16 protein-coding genes and 2 tRNA genes are annotated in these 23,932 nt (G+C 54.0%); 7 read left to right on the top strand and 11 right to left on the bottom strand.

Annotated elements, in window-relative coordinates:
* Window positions 1–147: 147 nt before the first annotated feature.
* The 4 genes from pheT to WKI47_RS23350 form a co-directional block, all read right to left on the bottom strand.
* Window positions 148–2,577 carry a phenylalanine--tRNA ligase subunit beta gene (gene pheT / locus WKI47_RS23365; RefSeq protein ID WP_340229579.1) on the bottom strand — a complete coding sequence of 810 codons (2,430 nt, stop codon included), beginning with the start codon at window positions 2,575–2,577 and terminating at the stop codon, window positions 148–150.
* Window positions 2,578–2,635: 58 nt separating this feature from the next.
* Window positions 2,636–3,652 (bottom strand): phenylalanine--tRNA ligase subunit alpha, encoded by a 1,017-nt coding sequence (pheS, locus tag WKI47_RS23360; protein ID WP_340229578.1) that lies wholly within the window; start codon window positions 3,650–3,652, stop codon window positions 2,636–2,638.
* Between the two features lie 492 nt (window positions 3,653–4,144).
* Complete coding sequence (gene abc-f / locus WKI47_RS23355) at window positions 4,145–6,049, bottom strand: ribosomal protection-like ABC-F family protein (protein ID WP_340229577.1); 1,905 nt, start codon at window positions 6,047–6,049, stop codon at window positions 4,145–4,147.
* Between the two features lie 375 nt (window positions 6,050–6,424).
* Window positions 6,425–6,577 (bottom strand): hypothetical protein, encoded by a 153-nt coding sequence (locus WKI47_RS23350; RefSeq protein ID WP_340229576.1) that lies wholly within the window; start codon window positions 6,575–6,577, stop codon window positions 6,425–6,427.
* A gap of 184 nt (window positions 6,578–6,761) precedes the next feature.
* Here WKI47_RS23350 and WKI47_RS23345 point away from each other — a divergent pair, with 184 nt between their 5' ends.
* The 4 genes from WKI47_RS23345 to WKI47_RS23330 all read left to right on the top strand — a co-directional run bounded on the left by WKI47_RS23345 (window position 6,762) and on the right by WKI47_RS23330 (window position 12,640).
* The gene (locus tag WKI47_RS23345) at window positions 6,762–7,760 is read left to right on the top strand and encodes a LacI family DNA-binding transcriptional regulator (protein WP_340229575.1); all 999 of its coding nucleotides are present in this window, start codon (window positions 6,762–6,764) and stop codon (window positions 7,758–7,760) included.
* Window positions 7,761–7,988: 228 nt separating this feature from the next.
* A complete protein-coding gene (locus WKI47_RS23340; protein WP_340229574.1) occupies window positions 7,989–9,545 on the top strand; it encodes a sucrose-6-phosphate hydrolase in 1,557 nt (518 codons plus the stop codon).
* Window positions 9,542–10,519: a carbohydrate kinase gene (locus tag WKI47_RS23335; protein ID WP_340229573.1), complete on the top strand. Its 978-nt coding sequence runs from the start codon at window positions 9,542–9,544 to the stop codon at window positions 10,517–10,519. Before WKI47_RS23340 ends, WKI47_RS23335 begins: the two co-directional genes overlap by 4 nt.
* A gap of 27 nt (window positions 10,520–10,546) precedes the next feature.
* Window positions 10,547–12,640, top strand: coding sequence for a sucrose-specific PTS transporter subunit IIBC (locus WKI47_RS23330; RefSeq protein ID WP_340229572.1), 2,094 nt, complete (start codon window positions 10,547–10,549; stop codon window positions 12,638–12,640).
* Window positions 12,641–12,745: 105 nt separating this feature from the next.
* Here the strand turns inward: WKI47_RS23330 and WKI47_RS23325 are convergent, their stop codons facing one another.
* The 5 genes from WKI47_RS23325 to WKI47_RS23305 form a co-directional block, all read right to left on the bottom strand.
* A complete protein-coding gene (locus WKI47_RS23325; protein WP_340229571.1) occupies window positions 12,746–14,401 on the bottom strand; it encodes a helix-turn-helix domain-containing protein in 1,656 nt (551 codons plus the stop codon).
* Window positions 14,402–14,540: 139 nt separating this feature from the next.
* On the bottom strand, window positions 14,541–15,581 hold the full coding sequence (locus tag WKI47_RS23320) for an ABC transporter substrate-binding protein (RefSeq protein WP_340229570.1): 1,041 nt from the start codon (window positions 15,579–15,581) through the stop codon (window positions 14,541–14,543).
* 190 nt (window positions 15,582–15,771) lie between these two features.
* Window positions 15,772–15,842, bottom strand: a tRNA-Gly gene (locus tag WKI47_RS23315).
* A 19-nt stretch (window positions 15,843–15,861) separates the two neighbouring features.
* A tRNA-Pro gene (locus WKI47_RS23310) sits at window positions 15,862–15,938 on the bottom strand.
* A gap of 460 nt (window positions 15,939–16,398) precedes the next feature.
* The gene (locus WKI47_RS23305; protein WP_340229569.1) at window positions 16,399–18,489 is read right to left on the bottom strand and encodes a putative bifunctional diguanylate cyclase/phosphodiesterase; all 2,091 of its coding nucleotides are present in this window, start codon (window positions 18,487–18,489) and stop codon (window positions 16,399–16,401) included.
* 435 nt (window positions 18,490–18,924) lie between these two features.
* Between WKI47_RS23305 and WKI47_RS23300 the strand changes: the two genes are divergently transcribed.
* From WKI47_RS23300 to WKI47_RS23290, 3 genes are read left to right on the top strand one after another with little or no spacing between them, the layout of a single operon-like run.
* Window positions 18,925–19,182, top strand: coding sequence for a FeoA family protein (locus WKI47_RS23300; RefSeq protein WP_340229568.1), 258 nt, complete (start codon window positions 18,925–18,927; stop codon window positions 19,180–19,182).
* Complete coding sequence (gene feoB, locus WKI47_RS23295; RefSeq protein WP_340229567.1) at window positions 19,179–21,194, top strand: ferrous iron transport protein B; 2,016 nt, start codon at window positions 19,179–19,181, stop codon at window positions 21,192–21,194. Before WKI47_RS23300 ends, feoB begins: the two co-directional genes overlap by 4 nt.
* Window positions 21,195–21,227: 33 nt before the next feature.
* A complete protein-coding gene (locus tag WKI47_RS23290; protein ID WP_340229566.1) occupies window positions 21,228–21,428 on the top strand; it encodes a FeoB-associated Cys-rich membrane protein in 201 nt (66 codons plus the stop codon).
* A gap of 61 nt (window positions 21,429–21,489) precedes the next feature.
* Here the strand turns inward: WKI47_RS23290 and WKI47_RS23285 are convergent, their stop codons facing one another.
* Together WKI47_RS23285 and WKI47_RS23280 are read right to left on the bottom strand one after the other, a co-directional pair.
* Window positions 21,490–22,728, bottom strand: a complete 1,239-nt coding sequence (locus WKI47_RS23285; RefSeq protein ID WP_340229565.1) for a hypothetical protein — start codon at window positions 22,726–22,728, stop codon at window positions 21,490–21,492.
* On the bottom strand, window positions 22,725–23,684 hold the full coding sequence (locus tag WKI47_RS23280) for a DUF58 domain-containing protein (RefSeq protein WP_340229564.1): 960 nt from the start codon (window positions 23,682–23,684) through the stop codon (window positions 22,725–22,727). The genes WKI47_RS23285 and WKI47_RS23280 overlap by 4 nt, the downstream gene beginning before the upstream one ends.
* Window positions 23,685–23,932: the final 248 nt, after the last annotated feature.

Genomic DNA, 23,932 nt, shown 5'->3' with positions numbered 1-23,932 from the left:
TACCCCTATCGGGTTATGACGCTTTTGAAGCTCGAAAGTTGCTTTTACAGCCAAAAACCGCATCCCTCTTCAGGGTTCCGGACCGCTTGGCGGACCGGGTTCCTAAAGAATTCGATGCGGTTTTGCCCATCTCCTGCCGGAAAATGCTTACTTTCTCAATTCCGCGGCGAAAGTTTGTTCCAACGCGCTCACGACGTTTTGCTGCGCCGCCGCCACTTCTTCGTCCGTCAGCGTGCGTTCCGCATGACGGTACGTAAGGGCCAGAGCCACGCTCTTTTTATCCGAAGCGACGCGATCCCCCGTGTAGACGTCGAATACGCTGACGTCTTCCAGCAGCTCGCCTGCGGATTGGCGTACGACTTCGATCAGTTTCCCTGCTTCGAGCGTCAAATCGACCACTACGGCGATATCGCGCTGCGCGGACGGATAACGCGGCAGATCGCGGTATTCGATCTCCGGCGTCGCGCTCGCGTACAGCTCGTCCAGGCAAATCTCGGCCGCGTACGTATCGTCCAGATCGTAATCTCGTTGAAGCTGCGGATGAAGTTGCCCCAGCACGCCGATGCGTTTGCTTGGCGCGCTTGCCAGATACAGCGACGCGGAACGTCCGGGATGGAAGCCGTCCGGCGCGTCGGCACGGAATTTTGCTTCGAGTCCCAGCTCGTCCAATACGGCTTCGACTGCGCCTTTCAGGTCGAAGAAGTCGACTTTGCGCGATGCCGCTCCGACCGTGCCGTCTGCGCGATTGCCTGTGAGCAGCAGTCCCAGCATGGTCAGCTCAACCGGTTGAACCGTCACTTTTTGCTCGCTGGCGTGGAACACTTTGCCGATCTCGAAAAAGGAAAGGTTCGCATTTTTACGGTTGCGGTTGTATTGCGCCGATTCCAGCAGCAGCGGTACCAGGCTTGTACGCAGCACGCTGCGGTCTTCGCTCATCGGCATCGCCAGCGGAACCTCGTGAGTCCCTGCCGAGAAAGCGGTAAAACGCTGCGTGTTCTCCGGACGGGTGAACGAATACGTGATCGCTTCGTGGAAACCGCCTTGCGTCAACGTGCGGCGGATCGCAACGCGCACGGCTTGGGATTTCGTGTACGCCCCCGGCGTCGTCGGTCCTTCGATTACGGTCGTCGGAATGTTGTCGTACCCGTGGATACGGGCCGCTTCTTCGATCAGGTCGACGTCGCGCGTAATATCGCCGCGGCGCGTCGGTACCTGTACGTCAATGATGCCTTGCGCGCTGTCCGCGCATTTGAAGTTCAGTCTCGCGAAGATCGCTTTGACTTCCAGCATCGAAATGTCCGTGCCGAGATACGCGTTCAGTTTCGAAAGCGACAACGAAATTTTCTTTTCTTCGACCTTGCCGCCGCGCTGCTCGACGATACCGTGCGCGACCGAACCGCCCGCGTGACGCGCCAGCAACAGCGCCGCGCGGTCAAGCGCCGCGATCACGGCCGACGGATCGACTTCTTTTTCGAACCGCAGACTGGCTTCGGAACGAAGACCCAGTTTTCTCGACGTTTTGCGTACCGAAGAACCGGAGAATTTCGCCGATTCCAACGCGATGTTTATGGTCGCTTCCGTTACTTCCGTGTCCAAGCCGCCCATCACGCCTGCCAAAGCCGCCGGACGGTTGTTGCCGGTAACCAGCAGCATCGACGGGTCGAGCTTGCGTTCCTGGCCGTCCAGCGTGACCAATACTTCGCCTTCGCGCGCCGAACGCACGCCGATATTCGCGCCCAGCTTGTCGGCGTCGAACGCGTGCAACGGCTGTCCGCATTCCAGCATCACGTAGTTCGTAATATCGACCACGTTGTTCGTCGGACGGACGCCTGCCGCCATCAGACGGTTTTGCATCCATTGCGGCGAAGGTCCGATCTTAACGCCGGAAATGTAACGGATCGCGTAATGCGAGCAGAGATCGGCGTTTTCGATCGTCACCGTCGCTTTGTCCGAAGCGGAACCGCCCGCTTCGATCAGGTCGATCGAAGGCAGCTTCACGTCGCGGCCCAGAATCGCAGCCGTCTCGTAAGCCGCGCCGATCATGCTCAGGCAGTCGGAGCGGTTTGGCGTCAGATCGAATTCCAGCACGGAATCGTCCAGACCCAGGACTTGCGTGATCGGCAAACCGAGTTCGGTGTTTTCCGGCAGCACCAGAATGCCTTCCTGCTGGTCTTTCGGCAGCAGTTTGTCGTTCATGCCCAGCTCGCTGGCCGAACAGATCATGCCTTGCGAAGCGACGCCGCGCAATTTGGCATTTTTGATCTTGAAGTTGCCCGGAAGCACCGCGCCTACGACGGCCACAGGCACTTTTTGTCCGGCATCCACGTTTTTCGCGCCGCAAACGATTTGCAGGTCTTCGCCGGAGCCGACGTCAACCGTACATACGTTCAATTTATCCGCGTCGGGATGCTTTTCCTTATGCTTCACGTAACCGACAACCACGCCCGTCACGCCTTGGTTGCGTTGCTCGATCTCGTCGATCTCGATCCCGGACCGCGTAATTTTTTCTGCCAATTCTTCAGGCGTCACGCCGTCGATATTCACGTATTCGGATAACCATTGCGTCGATACTTTCACTGCCCGCTCACTTCCTTATCTGGTTTTGATCTTCTTTTATCCTGCAAAACGAACTCTTCTATTGACGCGCGAACTGCTCCAAGAAGCGTTCGTCGTTGTTGTAGAAATGACGGATGTCGTCAACGCCGTATTTCAGCATCGCGATACGTTCCACGCCGATACCGAACGCGAATCCGCTGTACTGCTCGGGATCGTAGCCGCTCATCTCCAGCACGCGAGGATGTACCATGCCGCAGCCAAGCACCTCTAACCAGCCCGGTTCGGTCGCGCCTTTTTTCTTGTACGTGACGTCCACTTCCGCGCTTGGCTCCGTGAACGGGAAGAAGCTCGGACGCATCCGGATTTGGGTATCGCTGCCGAACAGCTCCTGCATGAAGTGCAGCAGCGTGCCTTTCAGATCGCTCATGCGGATGTTCTTGCCGATCACGAGCCCTTCGATCTGATTGAACTGGAAAGAGTGCGTCGCGTCGTCGTCGTCGCGGCGGTACACTTTGCCCGGGCAGATGACTTTAACGGGAACTTCGCCGCTCATCGCTTCCATCGTACGCACCTGAACCGGAGACGTCTGGGTACGCATCAGCAGTTCTTCCGTAATATAGAAGGAATCCTGCATATCGCGCGCCGGATGGTCTTTAGGCAGGTTCAGTGCTTCGAAGTTATGGTAGTCCGTCTCCACTTCCGGTCCTTCCGCGATGCGGTAGCCCATGCCGATAAAGATCTGTTCGATCTCTTCGACGACGCGCGTGAGCGGATGCACGGCGCCGCGCGGCAGTTTGCGGCCCGGCAGCGTGACGTCGATCGTCTCGGAAGCCAGGCGACGCTCCGTTTCTTCACGCTCGAAACGCTCGTTATGCGCGCCGATCGCCGAATCGATCGCGTCACGCACGTCGTTGGCGAGCTGCCCGATGACCGGACGCTCCTCTGCCGACAATCCGCCCATTCCGCGCAGAATCTCGGTCAGCTTGCCTTTTTTACCCTGGTATTTGACGCGCAGCTCGTCGAGCTGTTTCGCGTCCGCCACGCTTTTCAAATGCTCAAGCGCTTCGGCTTTCAGTTGTTCCAAACGTTCTCTCATCGTCCGCAGACTCCTTTCCCGCATGGGGAGTAGTAAATGGTTGCTTTTTGTGTAAAAAAGACCCGAAAAACAAAAAGATCTTCCCGCCCCAAGGGACGAAAAGATCGCGTTACCACCCTAATTCAGAAGCTTTCCCGCCGATCGTCGGCATACGGGAAACGTTGCGGCCGCAGCGGCCGGACTTCTCTCAGAAACGAAAATAACGGATCGTCAACCCGGCTTTCCTACTGGCAACGCGAAGCGTTCGGTTCAGAAAGCGGCTCCGGAGCGAACTTCGGCAGCGTCGTTGTCGTAAAAATGCTCTCAATCCACGGCATTTTTTCCCTGTACGGCGGCGTTGCTTACTCTTCTCCATCATCGCAAGATTTATATGATAGATATATGATAAGATGCCCATCTATTCTACTAAAAAAACAGCGGAGTCGTCAACCGAAGCGGGCAAGTTGCCGTTGTCGACTTTTCACGCGTTGACCGTATCGCCGAAAAAGCGATTTACGATCGACCTTTCAGCTCCGCCAATTCTTTTTTCACCTCGCGGATCTCATTCATCGTATCGGCCGAAAACATCTCCGCGATTCCGCTTTGCGCTTTTTTCCGATCCCATTCATCCACAGCCGCCCGGTTTTCCGCTTCCCCCCGCAGCAGCTCCGCCAACCTCAGCTCCAGCATCAACCGCCGTTCGTTTTCCTCGCGTCCGCCCGGATTTTTTGCCCGCTGCTTCTCGTTCTCTTCCTGCTCCTCCAGACTGCCTTCGAACAGGGCAAAGCCGCCTTTTCCGTCCAGATCGATGATCCGGTTGGCCGCTTTGCGTACCAGCATCCGGTCGTGCGAGACGAGCAGCAGCGCGCCTTCATACCGCATCAACGCCGATTCCATCACCTCGCGAGTGTCGATATCCAGATAGTTGTTCGGTTCGTCGAGAATCAGCAGGTTCGCGCCGCCGAAGTACAATCGGATAAACGCCGCGCGGCATTTTTCGCCCATGCTGAGATCGCCGATTTTTTTGAAGACGTCTTCTTTTGGAAAAAGAAAACAGCCCAGCAGCGTGCGTGCTTCCGTCTGCGTCATGTTCGGCAGTTCCAGCAGGCTGTCCAGCAGCGTCCGATCGACAGGCAACCCTTCCAGCTCCTGCGAAAAATACCCGATCTTCACGCTTGGATGAAGCACGACCTCGCCGCTTGCCGGAGACAGTTTCCCGTTTGCCAACCGGAGCAGAGTCGTTTTGCCGCTTCCGTTCGGTCCGCGCACCGCCAAGCGATCGCCGCGATCCAATTGGAAATGCACGTTTTTCAAAATTGGCTGTTGGTCATACGCGAAGTCCGCATGCTCGAACCGCAGCAGCGTACGCGCTTCGAATCCTTCGTCTTCCAGATTCATCTTCATTTGCGGCGCTTTGCGCACGCTGCCTACGCTTTCCTTGTCCAGACGTTCGAGCTGCTTTTGCTTGGCGTGGTAACGGGAAACGTTCTTTTTCGCTTTGGCTTTATAAAAGCTTTGCGTGATCTTGACCTCACTCTGATGCGTCGCGGCATTATGGGCCTGCAAAAACCACTGCTGGTAATTGCGGATCGATTCTTCGAGCGCTTTGCGCTGTTGCTCCTGCTTTTTGTGCAGCGCTTCGTGTTCTTTCAGCTCGCGCTCTTTGTGGCCTTTGTAATCGGTGTAGCCGCCCCGGTATTTGGTGATTCCGTCCGGGTTCAGCTCGCATACGGCGGTTGCCACCTCGTCGATAAACTGCCGATCGTGCGAGACGAACAGCAGCGTTCCCGAGTACGTTTTGAGCTGTTCCTCCAGCCAATGCAGACTTTCCTCGTCCAAATGGTTGGTCGGTTCGTCGAGAATCAGCAGCTTGGGCGACTTGGCGAGCAGCGCGGCGAGACGCACCCTCGTTTTCTGCCCGCCGCTAAGCGACACGTACGGCAGCTCCCACGTCGGTTTCGGCATGCCGATCCGCTGAAGCTGCTTCTCGACTTCGTTTTCCCAGCTAAAACCGTCCTCCGCCTCGTATTGTTCCAACGTCGGTCCATAGGCTGCAAGCGCCGCTTCCGCTACCTCACCGGAGCCGCTCATTTCGTACGTGAGATGCTCCAACCGGGCTTTTAATGCGTACAATTTCCCGTTTTCCCGATACGCCCGATCCAATGCCGTCGTGTCCGCAGGGACTTCTTCATGTTGCTTCATCATGCCCCATTCTTCGGTCGGCAAGATGCGCTCCACGCTGCCGCCCGTTGCTTCGTCCATGCCGGCCAAAATGCGCAAAAGCGTCGTTTTGCCGCAACCGTTTTTTCCGAACAGCGCCAAACGCTCGCCTTCCGCCACTTCCAGGTTGATCTTTTCAAACAATAAACGGCCGTCCCATTCTTTCTCCAAATCTTTTGCGATCATCCATGTACGCATAAATTCTTCATCCTCTCCGGGTTCAAAAAAAGTCCGCAGGGCGGCAAATGCCGCTGCGGACTTGAAATGAATAGCAGAAAAGAAACGTACGTTTCGATCGGAGCTTAAGCGCAATACCTTGTCATGCTAGAAGCAAGATAGTAGATATGCAAAAAAAGGCAGCCAGCTCCCGATAGAAGACAGACGTATCCCTCTCGCACTCATGCCGCAGCCGAACAAATTGCCGTTCGCCTGTATATGCTGAGTTAGATGAGGACATTCGTCGTAAGCTTCATCGTATAGTGGTTACCTCTCGAATTCTACAGAATGGATAAATCAGTTGAACAACGCCAGTATACCCAAACTTTCGCGCAGTCGCAACCTTTTTTCTCCAAATCAGCCGAACACATAGCCCCAGACAGCGTGCAGCCCGGTCCCCGCCAGGAACAGCACGCCTACCAGGAATGCCAGATACGTCAATAAACCTATGCCTGCAATCAAAGCCAAACCGATTCCGTTTCCCCGTTTTCCGTGCATGCGGTCTTCCATATCCGTCCACTCCCCGTTGCTCCGATGGGGCTTCGCTACCTATGCCTTGACCCGACATTTCCCCCGGTAAAAAGCCCTTCCTTTTATTTATCGGCTTCGAAGAAGCTTTCCGATAGCCCGCATCTGCAAAAGTTCTGTGAACATGGTAAAATCGGCATAGCGAAAAAGAGAGGAATGAACGGACATGAATACAACCATATCGGATATCGCGCAGATGGCAGGCGTCGCCAAAAGCACGGTATCGCGTTATCTGAACGGCGGCTCTGTCAGTGTCAAAACCAAGCAAAAGCTGGAGCGTATCACCCGGGAAGCCGGATATGTGCCTAACACCTTCGCTCAAAGCCTCAAAGCCAAACGAACCAATCTGATCGGCACCATCGTTCCCCGACTCGATTCGTTCGCTGCCGCGCAAACGATGACCGGGATCGACGAAGAGTTGCGCGGCGCAGGCGGTCAGATGCTGGTGTATAACGCCGGGCAGGAACGCGAGCGGGAGATCGAAGCGATCTATGATCTGGCACGGCAAAAAGTATCGGGAATCATTCTGATGCCGGCCCGGGTGACGGATGAACATTTGCGGGCAGCCGAAACGGCGGGCATTCCTGTTCTGCTGGTCGGTCAAGGCCATACGGCTCTGCACAGTCTGGTATATGACGATTACCAAGCAGGACTGCTTATGGGACGCTACGTATTGGAAAAAGGACATCGACGTATCGCTTATCTCGGGGTGACGGAAGAAGACGAAGCGGTCGGGCGTCGGCGGAAAGAAGGATTTAAGCAGGCGGTAGCGGAATGCGGCGATTGCGACGTTTTTTATTACGAAAGCAGCTTCAAGATCGCCGATGCGCGCCTGGCGGCGGAAAAGATTCTGGACGAATGCGTGCCGACGCTGATCGTATGCGCAACGGATAATATTGCGCTTGGCGTGATAAAAACGGCGCATGTGCGCGGGTTGTCGATTCCTTCGGAGCTATCGGTCACGGGCTTCGGCGGTTATGAGATTACGGCGATTATTCACCCGGAGCTGACAACGGTTCGTTTTCCGTATTTTGACGCTGGGAAGCTTGCGGCACGGCATATGCTGAAGCTGACGGCCGGCGAGGACGTGGATCTTTTGACGGTGATGAATGTGGAAATGTTGTCCCGAGAAAGCGTTGACAATTTGAACGATTCTTCTGTATAATGCAAACGGAACCGGTTCCGAAACAAGGCGATCATAGCCGATTGTTTGGAACCGGGGGAGTCTGTCCTATGCGGAAGGATTATTTTTATTTATTTTTGGAACCGGTTCCTTTGAAGTCCTATTCGTTTGGACTGAAGCTTAGAGGCTGCGGGAAAGAACAGGACTTTGTTTATTTTAACTCAAAACGGAACCGGTTCCGTTCAAGGATATGGAGGAATGTTGGCATCTATGAAAATGACAAAAGAACAAAAGTATCGGCTGTTGGAGCAGGCGGAGCCTGGGGAGTTGGAAAGGTTGGCCGCACAGGCCGAGAGCTGCGGGTGGCGGCAACGTTATCATATTCAGCCGCATATGGGATTGTTGAACGATCCGAACGGATTTGCTTTTTATGACGGGAAATACCATCTGTTTTATCAATGGTTTCCGCTGGGGACCGATCACGGGATGAAGTATTGGTACCATGTGACTTCTTCCGATCTGGCGCATTGGACAGACTTGGGAATCGGACTTACGCCGGGCGGGCCGTACGATTCGCATGGCGCTTATTCGGGCAGCGGAATCGTGAAAGACGGCAAGCTGCATCTGATGTACACGGGCAATGTGCGCGACGAGAACTGGGTTCGGCATCCGTACCAGTGTCTGGCGATTACGGATGGACACGCAATCGCGACGAAGTTGGAGCAGCCCGTTATCGGGAGTGTGCCGCCGGGGTATACGGACCATTTTCGCGATCCAAAAGTGTGGCAGGACAGCGATTCGTATCGGTGCGTGATCGGCGCGCAGCGGGACGATCTGACCGGGACGGCGGTGCTTTACCGTTCGAAAGATCTGCTGGACTGGACATTCGAAGGCGAGTTGCAGACGTCGCTCTCTTCGTTCGGCTATATGTGGGAATGCCCGGATTACTTCGAACTCGGCGATCAAGGTGTGCTGCTGTTTTGTCCGCAAGGGATCGAGCCTCAAGGCGAACGGTTCCGCAATATTTACCAGTCCGGTTATATGCTCGGAAAGCCGCTGGAATCGGATAGGCAGACATTCGAACACGGCGAATTCGCCGAGTTGGATCGAGGATTCGACTTTTATGCGCCACAGACGACGCAAGGTCCGGACGGAGAGCGCGTTTTGGTCGGCTGGATGGGACTGCCCGATCTGGATTACCCGACAGACGACAAAGGCTGGGCGCACTGCCTGACGCTGCCGAGAGAATTGTCTCTGCGAAACGGTAAGCTGATCCAGCGTCCTGCAGCGGGATTGATCGGTTTGCGCGGCGAGCAGATTACTTTTTCCGCCGAGCTGAACGGAGAAAGCCGCAGCTTCGCGGGAGTCGAAGGCGCGGCTTACGAGCTGCAAGTCTCCGTCTCTCCTGCCGCGTCCGATTGTAAGCAAGGAATGTTCGGCATCGAGTTCCGCACCGGCGAAAACGAGCGCACCGTGCTGAGCTACGACGCTTCAAGCGGCAAAGTCACACTTGACCGTTCGCAGTCCGGCGCTTCGCTCAGTCCAGGCTACGGCACGACCCGAAGCTGTACGTTGAGCAGCGAATCCGGAGACCGGCCGATCGAATTCCGCTTGTTCGTCGATACGTCATCTGCGGAAATCTTTGTGAACGGCGGCGAAGAAACGTTTACCGCCCGCCTATTCCCCGACTCTGCAAGCACAGGAATCTCATTTTTCGCAAACGGAGGCAGCGCGGCATTCGAAGGTTCGTTTTGGTCGCTGCGCGAGAACGCGATCCCACGCGGATTGCCGACCGGTATTTTGGAACACGGAAAGGTGAAGCCATGAATAGACTGTATGCAATCGGCGAAGTACTGATCGACTTTATCCCTCTGCAAAAAGGCTGCGCACTCAAAGACGTACGTTCGTTTGAACGCGCACCGGGCGGCGCGCCTGCCAACGTCGCAGCGGCTGTAGCCAAGTACGGCGCATCGGCGCACGTTTTAACCAAGCTGGGACGCGACGCTTTCGGCGACTTCCTGCTCGAAGAGCTGCACAATGCCGGCGTGGACACGACGCATGTAAAACGCACCGACGAAGCGAATACGGGACTGGCGTTCGTTTCGCTTAAAGACAACGGCGAACGCGACTTTTCTTTTTACCGCAAGCCGTCCGCAGATCTTTTGTTGTCGGAGAACGAGATTGACGCAGCATTATTCCAGACCGGCGATATCCTTCATTTCGGTTCGGTCGATCTGGTTGACAGTCCAATGAAGCAGGCGCATCGCAAAGCGATTCGCGCGGTCAAGGAAACGGGCGGTCTGGTCAGCTTCGATCCCAATGTGAGGCTGCCGCTATGGAACGATGCCGAAGATTGCCGACGCGCCATTCTGGAATTTTTGCCGAAAGCGCATCTGGTCAAAATATCGGATGAGGAGCTGGCTTTCATCACCGGCATCGAGGACGAGGAAACGGCGATCTTGTCGTTGTTCCGGGGAGACGTGCAGGCGGTCGTATACACTCGCGGCGCGCACGGAGCCGAACTTTATACCGCTAACGGCAGCTACACGGCTCCGGGCTTCAAAGTCGATGCCCAGGACACGACCGGCGCGGGCGATGCCTTCGTAGGCGGGATGTTGTTCCATCTGCTGCAAAAAGAAGCGTCGCCGTCGAATCTGACTTCGCTGCTGGACGAGCATCATGCGGAAATTCTGCGCTTCGCCAATGCCAGCGGCGCGCTGACGACAACGAACAAAGGCGCGATCTCCGCGTTGCCGGACAAAGCCGCCGTCGAAGCCCTTATGCACTTTCAAAATACGTAATCCCCTATTCGGAAAGGAATGACCATCATGTCTGAAAATCGCGATATCGCCCTCGAAGTCGTCGAAGCAATCGGCGGCAAAGAAAACATCGCTTCGTTCGCGCACTGCGCGACGCGCCTGCGCATCATGGTGCGGGACAAAGATAAAGTCGATCAAACCCGGATCGAAAATACGGACAAGGTCAAAGGCGCCTTTTTCAACTCCGGCCAATATCAAATCATCTTCGGCACGGGTACGGTGAACCGGATTTTCGAAGAAGTCGAAAAACTCGGGATCGAAAGCACGTCCAAAGAAGAAATCAAAAGCGAAGGCAAAAAGCAGGGCAATGCGTTCCAACGCGCGATCCGCACTTTCGGCGACGTGTTTGTCCCGATCATTCCCGTGCTGGTCGCGACCGGCTTGTTCATGGGTCTGCGCGGCCTGCTGACGCAAGAACTGGTGTTGTCCTGGTTCGGCATGACGCCCGACAGCATCCCGCCTAATTTCCTGCTGTTCACCCAGGTGCTGACCGATACCGCGTTCGCGTTCTTGCCTGCGCTCGTTGCCTGGTCCGCGTTCCGCGTATTCGGCGGCAGTCCCGTACTCGGAATCGTGCTCGGCTTGATGCTGGTCAACCCGGCGCTGCCGAATGCGTACTCCGTCGCCGACGGCAGCGCGGAAGCGTTGACCATGTTCGGATTTATTCCGGTCGTCGGTTATCAGGGATCGGTACTGCCCGCCTTCTTCGTCGGCCTGCTGGGCGCGAAATTCGAGAAATTTTTGCGCAAACGGGTACCGGAAGCGCTGGACCTGATCCTGACGCCGTTTATCACGCTGCTCGTTATGATCACATTGGGTCTTTTCGCGATCGGACCGGTGTTCCACTCGCTGGAAAACATCGTGCTGCACGGCACGACGTTCCTGCTCGATCTGCCGTTCGGCATCGCGGGTCTGTTGATCGGGTTCTTCCACCAGATCGTCGTCGTGACCGGCGTGCATCATATTTTCAACTTCCTGGAGATTCAACTGCTTGAACAAACCGGCTCCAATCCGTTCAACGCGATCATTACTTGCGCGATGGCGGCTCAAGGCGCAGCCTGCCTCGCCGTCGGTCTCAAAACGAAAAACGCCAAGCTCAAAGCGCTGGCACTGCCTTCTTCGTTCTCGGCGTTCCTCGGCATTACGGAGCCTGCGATTTTCGGCGTCAACCTGCGTTACATGAAGCCATTCGTGATGGGTCTGATCGGCGGCGCGGCCGGCGGTTTCCTGGCTTCGTTCCTGCACCTGGCAGGCACGGGCATGGCCGTCACCGTCATTCCGGGTTCGCTGCTGTACCTGAACAATCAACTGCCGCTGTACATCCTGTGCAACCTGGTCGGCGCTTCCGTGGCCTTTGCGTTGACCTGGCTGTTCGGTTATAAAGACGAGCAAGTTTTGGCGGCAGACGGAAACGAAAGCGGCGCATCGAGCAAAGGAACCGACGCTTCGCCCGCTGCGAAAACACCGCAAAGCGCCGCCGTATCGCCGGCTTTCTTTTCCGCTGTAGCCAACAGCAATCCGGACGGTCAGCAAACGACCGAATCGGCCGTCCCTGCTTCCGCAACCGACTCGCCGACGGCATCGGATACGACAGCAACCCAAACCGAGAACACGAAACCGTTGGATCTCCATGTGAAAGCTCCTATCACCGGACGCGTGCTGCCGTTGTCGGAAGTCCCGGACCCCGCTTTCTCGGGAGGCCATATGGGCAGCGGGATCGCGATCGAACCGTCGGAAGGCCGCGTGGTCGCTCCGTTCGATTGCACCGTTGCCCACGTCATGGACAAAAGCAAACACGCCGTGATCCTCGAACACGATAACGGCGCCCAGCTTCTGATCCATGTCGGCATCAATACCGTTTCGCTGAAAGGGGCAGGATTTACCGCCCATGTCAAAAGCGGCGACCGCGTGAGCGAAGGCCAACTGTTGTTGGAATTCGACCTGAACGCCATTCAAGCAGCCGGGCTGTCGTCGATTACGCCGATCCTTGTGCCCGACGGCATTGACGCTGTGCTGGATGTACAACCGCAGGCTGAAGGCCATGTAACGGCCGGAGAACAAAGCGTGCTTAACGTGCAGACCTCTGCGCTTCCGCTTCTTTAAACCGGACGCGTGAACCCAAGCAAGGGAGGTATCGAAAGTCGATCATTCGACTTTCGATACCTCCCTTCTTTTTTTCAAAATCCCCGGCTTCGCTTAACAGATGCTTTAGTCCCAAAGATCGGGAAAATGCTCGATCAGCCTCATGCTGCTTAACGCGTCCTCGCCGTTCCAACGCTCGTGCATGTAATGTACGCGATCCGCCCGAACAGCAGGCAGCGTTTGCCAATCCGCAAGATTTTGCAGCTCTGTTTGCACCTTTTCCGCAGTAAAGCCCGATTGATAAAAAACGAATAAACGATCCGCGATCAACGTCTCGGCTATCGATTCGGGGTCTAACGCGATATAGTATTCCCCTTTTCGTGGACGCAACCGTTTAAACTTTTCGTCCTTTTCAAATCCGAGCGGATGATACAATAGTTTGGCTATCCCTCTGCGCCGGTGCATCACATAGACGGCCCCGCTTTTCGCATAAAACAAAATGGCTGCCGTTTCGCCTTTCGCTTTGCGGGATTGAAGTCGTTCCCACATCTCCGTGCGTCTTTCGTCGTACAATTGTATCCACGCTTGGGCTTCGTCCCGCATATCCAATATTTCGCCAAGCTTGTGAAGACGTCTTTCCATCGGTGCATATTCGTTCAGACCGACGATCGAAGAAATTTCCGCAATCGATTCAAAATGCTCGTACCCGTAACGGCTGAGCAGAACCAAATCAGGTCGAAGCTCGCGCACGGTGTTCATATTCAACGGAAAGCCGATTTCTTTCGTTTCCTGAAGCTGCTGCGTGATCGCGTAATGCCGCAGGTTCGCGCCGATCGGCGCTACGCCGAGCACCAGCAAATCCCCGAGCGTACTGGCATCGTCGTAAATGATCCGTTTGGAAGCGACAGGCACTTTGCAGCGGTTGCCCTGCCAATCGTTCACGTGAAAAACGGCATTGTGAAGACGCGCATATTCGCCGGGAGCATTTCCTGTCTGCTGTTTGAATCTCCGGTTAAAATACTGCTCATCCGGGTAACCGACCTGGTGAGCCACCTCCCAGACCTTTCCTTCGGATTGAAGCAGCAATGACTTGGCTTGTTCGATCCGCACCTGCGTGATATAACCGCTCGGCGTATGTCCCGTGAGTTGCTTGAACACTCGCAAATAATGCCAGCGCGGAAGCTCTGCACGATCTGCCAGATCCTGCACGGACAACTCGGACGCGTAATTTTGTTCGATATGCGAGATCGTGTCCTGCACCTTGTTTTTGATATCGAACAGCAAAGCCTTGTCCGCCCGTTGCGGCTTCAACAATTCCGTCAGAAAAGAAAGAAAACGTTGCTGCCGGTTCAACTCTGCCCATACCGACGACAGATCGTTCTCCCGCTGCTGTTCGTCTACGAGAAATTGCAACACATGCAACGGAACGACCACAGACTTCGGAATACGCTCAAGCAGTTCTTGATCCAGACGCGGATCGGGATCGTCGGAGACTCCTTTAAAATTTATCAAACCCAAGCTGTACGGAGAACCGTTACGTATCAGTTGAACCCGTTCTTCGGGCGCAATCAACATACAAGTTCCGGGCTCGCCAAACCGTTTCCGTCCGTTCGCAAGCAGCAGCGGATTGCCCTGAAGAATAAGCAGAAACCGGTATTCCGCGCTTTGTTCAAGCTCCAACTTTTCGTCCTGAATATCGCTCCCCCGGCTCAAGGAAGTCATCACAACCGACAAAGCATCAAATCTGCGTTCGCTCATCCTTTCCGCAAAAGGCGTAATCATCCCCTACCACTCCAAACATTATTGAGAATAATTATCATTCTATATTTTTTTACAGCCACCTTCAAGCGAAAACGAAGGTGGCTGCCGATAGATTTAAAGGTTTGGAGTGGAGCTGTTCAAGCGCTGGCCGAAGCCTCGTCTAATCTTTTGACGGATTGGCGTCCAACAGGCTTGGAAAATCCTGAATGAGCTTACGGACGGTAATCAAATCGCTATCGTTGTATTCGATCGGGATATAATGGACTTTTTCGTTTTTAACCTGCGGCAGCATCTGGAAAAGCGAGCTTTGGCGAAGCTGCTTAAAGCCTTCCGTGGCTTCTTCGTTTTGATCGTAAATCAGGAAAAGATGATCCGAAACCAGTGTATCGACCATCGCTTCCTCCGACAATTCGATATAGGACGAGCTGCTGCTGGCGTTCAAAGCTTCGATCTCCGGAGACAGCTTCATGCCTGACGGATGGTTGATCAGATCGAATACGCCGAAGTTTTTCATCACGTACATTTTTTTATTCCAGTAATACACGACGACAGCCGCTGTTTCGTCTTTTCCGATCTTCCCTTCCGCGTAAAGCTGCTTCCACATCTGCTCGGTCTGCTCATTGATATCCGCTACGATGGCTTTCGCTTCGTCTTGCTTGTCTACGATATCGCCTATAGCAAGCAACCGATCCTGAAACGCAAGCGATTCATCGAAAGCGGCGACAGGCGCTATTTTTTCCAATTGGGCTTGCTCGCCGTCCTGCGTTTCATAACCGAAAACGATCAGATCGGGATCACGGCCGAGCACCGCTTCCAGATTGGTCGGCATCCCGATATCCGTAGCCGTGGCGTTCAATTGCTGCACCGTGTCTTTTAAAATGGACGAATCCTGCATATATCGGTACGGGTAGGCTATAGGCGAAAATCCAAGTTCCAGCAAGTCGATCGTAGCGCCCGATCCGGCAACGGAAACGATCCTTTTGGGAACCGCCGGAATCTCGCTCTTTGTTCCGTTATAGTCCGTATAGGTTCGGGTCGCGGAAGTTTCTTCCTGGGCGACGGTGCTTTGCGCGGCAAGGTTATCCTCCGATTTTGTATCCGACGCCGTTGTTTCCACGCCTGCCGAACCGCATGCTCCCAACATGAACACAAGCGACAAACTTAGCAAACTTTTGACTGTCATAACGCGCATTGCTTTCATATCCGTCCATTTCTCCATTCTTGACTGTATTAATAATAATAATCATTATCATCTTATCTAACCTTATCCTAGACGTTTATCAATATTCAATGGATTAAAATTAGGATTCTTGTACAGGCTGGGTTGGACGCACGAAAAAAGGAGCCGCTCATCTTGACGATGAACGACTCCTTCGATCTTGTTGCAAGGAAGCGGGTGATGGGAATCGAACCCACGCTACCAGCTTGGAAGGCTGGAGTTCTACCATTGAACTACACCCGCATATGTAAGAAAAAATGAATGGTCGGGACGACACGATTTGAACATGCGACCCCCTGCTCCCAAAGCAGGTGCTCTACCAAGCTGAGCTACGTCCCGACATTGCGTGTACCTTTTTCCTTGCTTCGTCCTCTTGGGGACAAGAAATAATATACCATGTACGAAGCGGCATTGCAAGCATTATTTTAAAAAGTCTTTTTAAACACCTACCCCAGCGGAGGGGGAAATTCAGTGAGAGAAGCCTTTGAACTCGGAAAACTTCAACTAGGGCGTGTACGCAAACTCAACACCGTGCATCTTGCCCTGCCTTTTCGCCCTCTGCGGCGTCATTTCCCCTTGACGTGCCCCGGCACGCCTTCAGAAAAATTCCTTGCCGAGAACGAAAATTCAGCTCAATCTGCTCCCGGCGGAGTTTGCGTACACGCCCTAAAAACTTTAATCAATTTTCCGGGTGAGACAGCGTCTCGTGAAGCATTTCGAAGAAATGCACTTCGGGAGCCTATGCTGGTAATTTGCCCCGAAGCGTCTCCGCAGCGTCCCCAACAGCTTCCTCTCACACCTACCCTAACTTCTTCAAAAACATCCTCTCGAATTGCCCCGCCGGCACCGGACGGCTAAACAAGAACCCCTGCGCCTCATGACAATGCTGATTCCGCAAGAACTCAAGCTGCTCCTCATTTTCCACGCCTTCGGCCGTCACCTTCAACTTCAGATGATGCGCCATCGACGTAATGGTCGATACGATCGCCGCGTCGCTTTGGCCGCTCATCACTTCGCTGACGAAAGAACGATCAATCTTCAAGCGGTCGATCGGCATATTTTTCAAATAATGCAACGAGCTGTAGCCTGTGCCGAAATCATCAATGCTGATATGCAGCCCAAGCTGCTTGAAGCGTTTTAGTTGCTCGAACGCCGCATCCTTATCAACGGTCATGCTCTCCGTAATCTCAAGCTCCACATATTGCGGATCAAGATCAATCTCCTCCAACATTCGACCGATCTGCTCCGCAAGCCTCGGCTGACGGAATTGGCGAATCGAGAGGTTGACCGACATACAGAGCGGATCGTAGCCTTTGTTCTGCCACTCTTTGTTTTGACGGAAGGCTTCATACAGCACCCATTCGCCGAGCGGGACAATCAGGCCGCTTTCTTCCGCCAACGGAATAAACTCACCCGGAGAAACAGGGCCGCGTACAGGATGGTTCCAACGCACAAGCGCCTCCATTCCCAAAATGTTCCCATGTTCGACAGACATTTTGGGCTGATACTCCAGATAGAACTCGCCGCGCTCCAAGCCTTTGCGCAGATCGCTTTCCAAAATCAGCTTTTCCCGGGCAATCGTCGTCATGCCTTTGGAGAAACGTTTGACTTCAGATCCTTGCTCCTTCGCTAAATGCACGGCTGCATCCGCGCTTTGAAGCAAGCCGTCCGCCGCATGGCCGTCTTCCGGATAAACGGCGATGCCGGCAGATAATGCTACATAATGCTCCATGCCTCCTACATTAACAGGCCTCTCGAATTCGATCAAAAGGGCATGGGCCCGCTTCATCGCCTCGTCTCCGCCACTTTCGGGCAGCACCACTGCAAATTCATCGCCGCCTGTGCGGAACACCTCTTCGGGCCCCTCAACATGGTTTTGCAGCATTTCCGACACGATTCCCAGCAACCGATCGCCTGCCTCATAGCCAAGCGAATCGTTGATCGTTTTAAAACGATTAATGTTGAGCACCATCAAAGCCGTTTTGCCGGAATACGCTTCGTCGAAACGAACATTCAATCGCGCGTGCAGACTACGACGGTTCGGAAGCCCCGTCAGATCGTCGTTGTAGGCCAAGAATTCGATTCGTTCCTCCGCTTCGCGGCGTTCGCGCAATGGCTCGGCAATCGCCAACCTCAACCCTTGACTAACCAGAATAGCATAAGCCAGTGCATGGAGACCCGAAGCCATTAATAGAGGCAGTCCCGACGAGTTCCCTGATTGAAGCAGCAGAATCTGGCCGACTACCACGATCCCCAACGATTGCACGGCGATCCAAGGGGCTTTACTCCGTGTTTGACGGTAACGGACGAATAGACTAACCGCCGCAAGCGCAGCGACCCCCAAAGCCAGAATCGTCAGCGTCAGCTCCAGGCCTGCAACCCCGGCGGGCTGAAGCTCAGAACGTACGAAGAACAAAAGTCCGGCCAATGCCGCAGTGAACAAAGGCAGACCCAAATATAAAGCTCGGCTCGGGACGCGACCCGGACGCTCAGGCAAAGCAAAAAGCAGCAGAAGTCCGAACGCGTAAACGAGGGCCGACAACGACAGTAACCATTCACTGCCAACGCGGCCCGGCACCGACTCCGTTGTAAAATGATATAAATTCGTCAGTAAATACAAAAACTCTATTGAGCCTGCGGCTCCCATCAGCTTAACCATTCGCTTGCTGTAGCTGCCAATACGGCGGTCAAATAGCGGCGTTGCATGGAAATACACGGTTAAACACGCCGTAACCGAAAAGCAAGCCGTCAACAACAATAAAGCAGAAGCCCAACGGCTCTGCGCTCCAGTGGCGTAGAAGAAGTATTCGACTGCTTCACACGCAAGAATCAGAACAAAGACGGAAAAGGTGTAAAGGGTCAGTTGGCGCGATGCCGAAGTTGTATTCATAAATTCACTTCCGTCCTGCAGGGATGTCATAGTATAAGATCAATCTCACCTTCGCTTTAAATTCTACGCCGCCTTGCTAACTCCTGCTGTGCTTCGTCAAAATCAGACAATTTTCTTTTGTCGTAATAAGTCGCCTTCCGAACGTTCAACTTTGCGACACCTTAGGTTAATCCCCAACGAATCAGGCAATAAAAAAGGCTCCTTCGCCGGAACCTTCCTGCTCCCGCTTAGGTTTGGATTACCGCAGGACCTCGAATATAACAAACACTCATTTTTTGCTTTTTCATCATACTTAAGCCACCGTATAAAGTAAAGCGGAAATCCTGCGGTTTTATGACAATTATCACGGCTGCGATTAAAGGCCGATGGTACATTACAAAAAAAGACAGTTGATATTCATTCTCACCGGAAAATGACCGGTATTGGAGGATTTTTATGTTACAGAAACATGGATCGGCTACTCCGTTCACGCTAGGGCATATGAAGCCGGGTGCCACAGCCACCCTTCACGCGCTGGACAGCGTAAGCCCGTTGCTGCGCCGTCGTTTGCGAGACCTTGGCGTAACGGAAGGCAGCATATTAAAAGTCTTGCGGCGCAGCCCGTTCGGCGGCCCTCTCACTTTCGAATGCGTCGGTCAGCATATCGGCATCCGCCGGGGAGAAGCTAACCGTATGGAGGTTGCCCCTCTATGAGCGCAGTGGCTTTGCTTGGCAATCCGAATACAGGAAAAACTTCTTTATTCAATATGTTGACCCGTTCTTACGAAACCGTAGGTAACTGGTCGGGAGTCACTGTCGAGAAAAAAGTCGGCACATTGCGTGGACGCGGCGGACGGATCGTGGACTTACCGGGATTATATTCGCTTCTACCGTTGACCGAAGACGAAGGTATAGCTGCCCGGTTTTTAATGGAAGAAGCTCCAACCTCCATTCTCAATATCGTGGACGCTTCGCAGTTGGAACGGAATCTGTATCTCACCATCCAACTGCTGGAGTGCGGCCGCCCTATGCTCATCGGGTTAAACATGGTTGACGTCGCCCGCAGGCGGAATATCGCGGTGGACGCGGCCTTGCTTGAACGGGAGCTGGGCGTGCCTGTCGTATCCGTCATTGCGCGCAAAGGAACCGGCTGCTCGGATATTCTTCAAGCGCTTAGCCGTCTCGCGCAATCGGGAGAAAGCAACTTCCGGATTGATTATGGCCCCGTTATCGAATCAGCCGTAGCGCGCATATCCGAACGGTTAACCCAAATTACGGAAGCCTGCTCCTCGAATGCACGTTGGACGGCGCTTCAATTGCTGGAAGGCAATGAAGCAATCCGCTCTTCCTTGTCTCGAAATGACGTCCTTCATCATCTGGATGATGTGATCGCGCAAACCGCTCAACAGCTGGGTCTGGCGGGTGAAGGAACCGATGTTCCGGCGTATTTGCGCAAGATTCGTAACGCGCGGATCGCGCAGATCTGCGCAGCCGTGCTAGATCGTTCCGCCCAGCGTCTTCATACGGCAACGGAGCGGATCGACGCCGTTTTAACCCACCGCATCATCGGCATTCCGCTGTTTCTGGCGCTAATGTTCCTGATTTTTAAATTAACCTTCGATTGGCTGGGCAGTCTGCTGTCCGATCAACTGGATGGATTGATCTCCGGTACGTTGAGCAGCTGGATTTCTTCGGTATTGGATTGGCTTGGAGCTTCGTCCTTTACTCATGCGCTTGTCGTGGACGGTATTGTCGGCGGAGTCGGCGGCGTGCTGGTCTTCTTGCCGCAGATCTGCATTTTGTTCCTGCTGATCTCCTTCATCGAAGACTCCGGTTATATGGCGCGGATCACTTTGCTCATGGATCGCACCATGGAAGCCGTCGGGCTAAGCGGAAAAGCGTTTATCCCATTTATCATCGGCTTCGGCTGTAACGTCCCGGCTATTATGGCGGCACGAACGATGGAACAACGTAAAGACCGTCTGCTGACGACTCTGCTCGTCCCGCTTATGTCCTGTTCGGCACGCCTTCCGGTGTACGCGCTGTTTGCCGGTGTCTTTTTCGCTTCCAATCAGGCTCTTGTGGTCATGGGTCTGTATCTGATGGGCATGGTGCTCGCACTCGCGCTCGCCAAGCTGTTCTCCCGCACTCTGATGAAAAGCGAACCTTCGCTCTTTATCGTGGAACTCCCGCCGTATCGTATGCCTCAGCTTCTTTCTTTGCTGCGCATGACGTGGGAAAAGGTCAAAGGCTTTCTGCGAAAAGCAGGCACGATCATTCTCGCGGGTTCAGTGATCATCTGGTTCTTGTCCAACACCGGCCCGAGCGGCTACGGCGTGGATATGAACGAAAGCTTCCTGGCCTATATCGGCGGCGCTTTGTCCGGACTGCTCGTTCCGATCGGATTCGGTACGTGGCAGGCTGGAGCAGCGCTTATTACCGGGTTTATGGCCAAAGAAGTTGTCGTGTCGACCATGAATATTATTTACCAGGTTCCCGATATGGCGGGGCTGGAGCATCAGGTTGCCCTGGCGTTCACGCCGCTTCAGGCGTTCAGCTTTATTGCTTTCATTCTGCTCTATATCCCTTGTCTCGCCACAGTCGGTGTCATTCGCAAAGAAACGTCCTCGTGGCGCTGGACTTTCTTTTCGATGGGATACTCGCTGGTGCTCGCCTATGTAGTCGCGATCATCATTTATCAAGGCGGAACACTATTTGGATTATGACTGGTCTGATCCGAACAGAAAGGAAGATCGCTTATGATCGACTGGACTATTGCCATTTTGGTCATTGCTTATTCCAGTTATGTACTTATTCGATTTTGGAAAAAAGGCAAAAAAGGCGCCTGTGCCGGATGCTCGGTTCAATCCGACGGTCAGACGCCAAGTGGATGCCCAGGCTGTTCTTCCGCACTCAGCGACGAAGCACGCCAAGCGGTACGTAACCGTCACGCTGAATAGTTTTAGTTGTCAAAAAAAGCCCCAAGCTTCCGCGTTATATCCACGAATACTTGGGGTTTGATTATGATTGCTTGCTTTCCTGCCTGTACCGGCTGTCATTATATCGTTTGACCACTTGCTCGACCTGGCCTGAATTTTCTTCATCGGCAGCGAGCAAAGCTTCAATGTCGCGTCCCGTTTCGGTCGGCGTTTTCCACGGTCGGAATACATAACCCCGGTGAATCGCGGCTTGCACCAACTTGAAGTATTCGCGCCTCGGTCCATCCGGCGGCTCGGCGATTTTCACGGATGAGCGTTTTTGAACTCGTTTGCGCGGTTCCAACTTCTCTGTCGTATCCGCGTACGCGATTTGCTCCGGTTCTTGAATCGCCCGCACCGTGATACGCAGATTCGCCAGCAGACGCTTTAACCAGTCCGGCAGCCACTCCGCCAGAACCGTATATAACCATCTGAATAGGAAAAAAAGCGTTGCACCGATCGAGGCCAAAATAATCGCTGCCACGACCCAGACCATCCAGCGCATCCAACCGATATCTTGATCTTCCAGCTCATCGTACGAAGGAACCACTTCCCCAGGCTCTAACCGTTCGTCCTGCGGCAGCATCGAAAGATCCACAGTCTGACCGTCCGTTGTGCCCCTCCATAGAAGACGCCACAGATAAACGACCCCATCCAACACTGCGGCAAGCTGCGTCGCGCCTCCGATCAACACAACGAGCAGTATAAATCCCACCATAAAAGCCGTATTCATTCGCTTCAAACGATTCATCGGAATATCTTCTTCTCCATAGATGCCCATGGCTTCACGCACTCTTAGCTCATTCCAGCGCAGGAACAAACCCAGGAGTACGACCGTCAATGCGATATAGATCGAAAAGCTATACGGCGATAACGGACCGTCACGTAGCGCCCAACCGTAGACGACAAAGCCGACAACTAACCAGCAACAGACGATCAAAGTCTCCCTGCTGCTCCTCGAAGCCCGCCCCGCTTGCCGAACGCCTCGCGCCCCGGCAACTCCAAGCAAAACCAATAACAGAATGCCTCTCCCGTCCATCAGTCCGACCGCGATCAGCAACGCAGTCGACAGCACGGGAAACGCCATCGCTGTCAGATAAGCCGCCTCCGTGCGAAAACGATAACCCGTAATCCCTCCTCCAAACAAGCTGATCCCGATCAAAAGGGCAAACAGGTACGGCGATAGATCAAATAGATACAGCGCAAGAAGCAAAAGCAGCGAATAAACGAGTGCCGTATCGCGAATCGCGGTAAACAGCGCTTTTTTCAAGATGGATTTCATGCGCCGACCTCCTTGCGATCCGCTGCTGCATCAGCCGGATGAATCACGCTCACGCGATGCCCAAGATGCTCAAGCTGCTTGCACGCCTGCCCGATACTGGCCGGATTCGCATTCGTAATGACGAGATAATCCTTGGCGAGCCCTTGTCTGTGATGCTTGGCTTCTTCCATTAGACAATCGGACAACGTAATTTTGGACTGAAGCCGCATACCGGCCATAGCCTCCATCACAAGCTGTCTTTGCACCGTTCCGCTGCCGGAAGGAATCCGTCGTTCATTCAAACTGTGTGCATTATGTACAAAACCTACCGGAACTCCGCTTGCTATCAGATGTGTCGCACAGGTCGCGGCAAAACTGATGGCATGCTCCGCTTCGGCCTCGCCGCCTCCGCCTTGAAGTCCGACAATAACCTTGCCGATATCCAGCACAATCATCACATTCGGATCGGCCGAGTATCCTTGCTTATAGACTTGAAGCCCGCCCGTGCGCGCACTTGCTTTCCAATCAATCCGGTTCATCGGGTCGCCCGCTGCATACTCACGCGAACCTTCGATCAGAAACGGATCTTCCATGATCCAGCGACGAACCGACAAATCTCCTTGCCAATTGTGCCAGGACAGCGGAAGTTGGGTGTTTTGCAGCAGAGCCGGATATACGATAAGCGGAGTTTGGATAGTTTCCGAACGCGCCTGCTGGATAAAACCGAACAAATCGCCCGAAGTCATAAATACCGTAGAAAGCTGGAAAACACCACGCCCCTCACAGGTTAAAAAGTGCCGGCGAATGACCCGACGACGAGGCATCAGCGCGAATCCGCTCGTATGGGTCTGATACACGCTTCCAAGCTCCATTTTTTGCGAAGGCTGCCCGCGAAAACGGAAGGACGCGGGAAACTCCGACTCTAGCCGCAGCCAGGCAACCGGAAGGCGTTTATCATTTTCAATGATTTCTATCATTTCCAAGTCGTCGCCGGCATGGCAACGATCATAATTGAAGCTTCGATTGTACCTTATCCCGCGCATTGAAAAACGCCCCAGGATTTGTGCTTGCAGTATCACCAAGAGAATCCCCGTCAACATCATCCAGATTAAAGCCAAACGCGTCCCTCCTCTGTCTCTATAATAAGCCCTGTTTTTTCCTGATTCCCCCATTATAACTGTAAAGATCGTAAGCAGGCAAAAGCATGTTAGTTCTTCTTTCAATA

Origin of the sequence: Saccharibacillus sacchari (genome assembly GCF_037722395.1) — a bacterium.
Taxonomy (GTDB): Bacteria; Bacillota; Bacilli; order Paenibacillales; family Paenibacillaceae; genus Saccharibacillus; species Saccharibacillus sacchari_A.
Note: the sequence above shows the minus strand (reverse complement) of the source record. Positions and strands in the feature narration are given on the sequence as shown.

Coding starts and splice junctions, on each gene's coding strand:
- pheS (WP_340229578.1), bottom strand. CDS start 3,652: ATGAGAGAACGTTTGGAACAACTGAAAGCCGAAGCGCTTGAGCATTTG.
- abc-f (WP_340229577.1), bottom strand. CDS start 6,049: ATGCGTACATGGATGATCGCAAAAGATTTGGAGAAAGAATGGGACGGC.
- WKI47_RS23350 (WP_340229576.1), bottom strand. CDS start 6,577: ATGGAAGACCGCATGCACGGAAAACGGGGAAACGGAATCGGTTTGGCT.
- WKI47_RS23345 (WP_340229575.1), top strand. CDS start 6,762: ATGAATACAACCATATCGGATATCGCGCAGATGGCAGGCGTCGCCAAA.
- WKI47_RS23340 (WP_340229574.1), top strand. CDS start 7,989: ATGAAAATGACAAAAGAACAAAAGTATCGGCTGTTGGAGCAGGCGGAG.
- WKI47_RS23335 (WP_340229573.1), top strand. CDS start 9,542: ATGAATAGACTGTATGCAATCGGCGAAGTACTGATCGACTTTATCCCT.
- WKI47_RS23330 (WP_340229572.1), top strand. CDS start 10,547: ATGTCTGAAAATCGCGATATCGCCCTCGAAGTCGTCGAAGCAATCGGC.
- WKI47_RS23325 (WP_340229571.1), bottom strand. CDS start 14,401: ATGATTACGCCTTTTGCGGAAAGGATGAGCGAACGCAGATTTGATGCT.
- WKI47_RS23320 (WP_340229570.1), bottom strand. CDS start 15,581: ATGAAAGCAATGCGCGTTATGACAGTCAAAAGTTTGCTAAGTTTGTCG.
- WKI47_RS23305 (WP_340229569.1), bottom strand. CDS start 18,489: ATGAATACAACTTCGGCATCGCGCCAACTGACCCTTTACACCTTTTCC.
- WKI47_RS23300 (WP_340229568.1), top strand. CDS start 18,925: ATGTTACAGAAACATGGATCGGCTACTCCGTTCACGCTAGGGCATATG.
- feoB (WP_340229567.1), top strand. CDS start 19,179: ATGAGCGCAGTGGCTTTGCTTGGCAATCCGAATACAGGAAAAACTTCT.
- WKI47_RS23290 (WP_340229566.1), top strand. CDS start 21,228: ATGATCGACTGGACTATTGCCATTTTGGTCATTGCTTATTCCAGTTAT.
- WKI47_RS23285 (WP_340229565.1), bottom strand. CDS start 22,728: ATGAAATCCATCTTGAAAAAAGCGCTGTTTACCGCGATTCGCGATACG.
- WKI47_RS23280 (WP_340229564.1), bottom strand. CDS start 23,684: ATGATAGAAATCATTGAAAATGATAAACGCCTTCCGGTTGCCTGGCTG.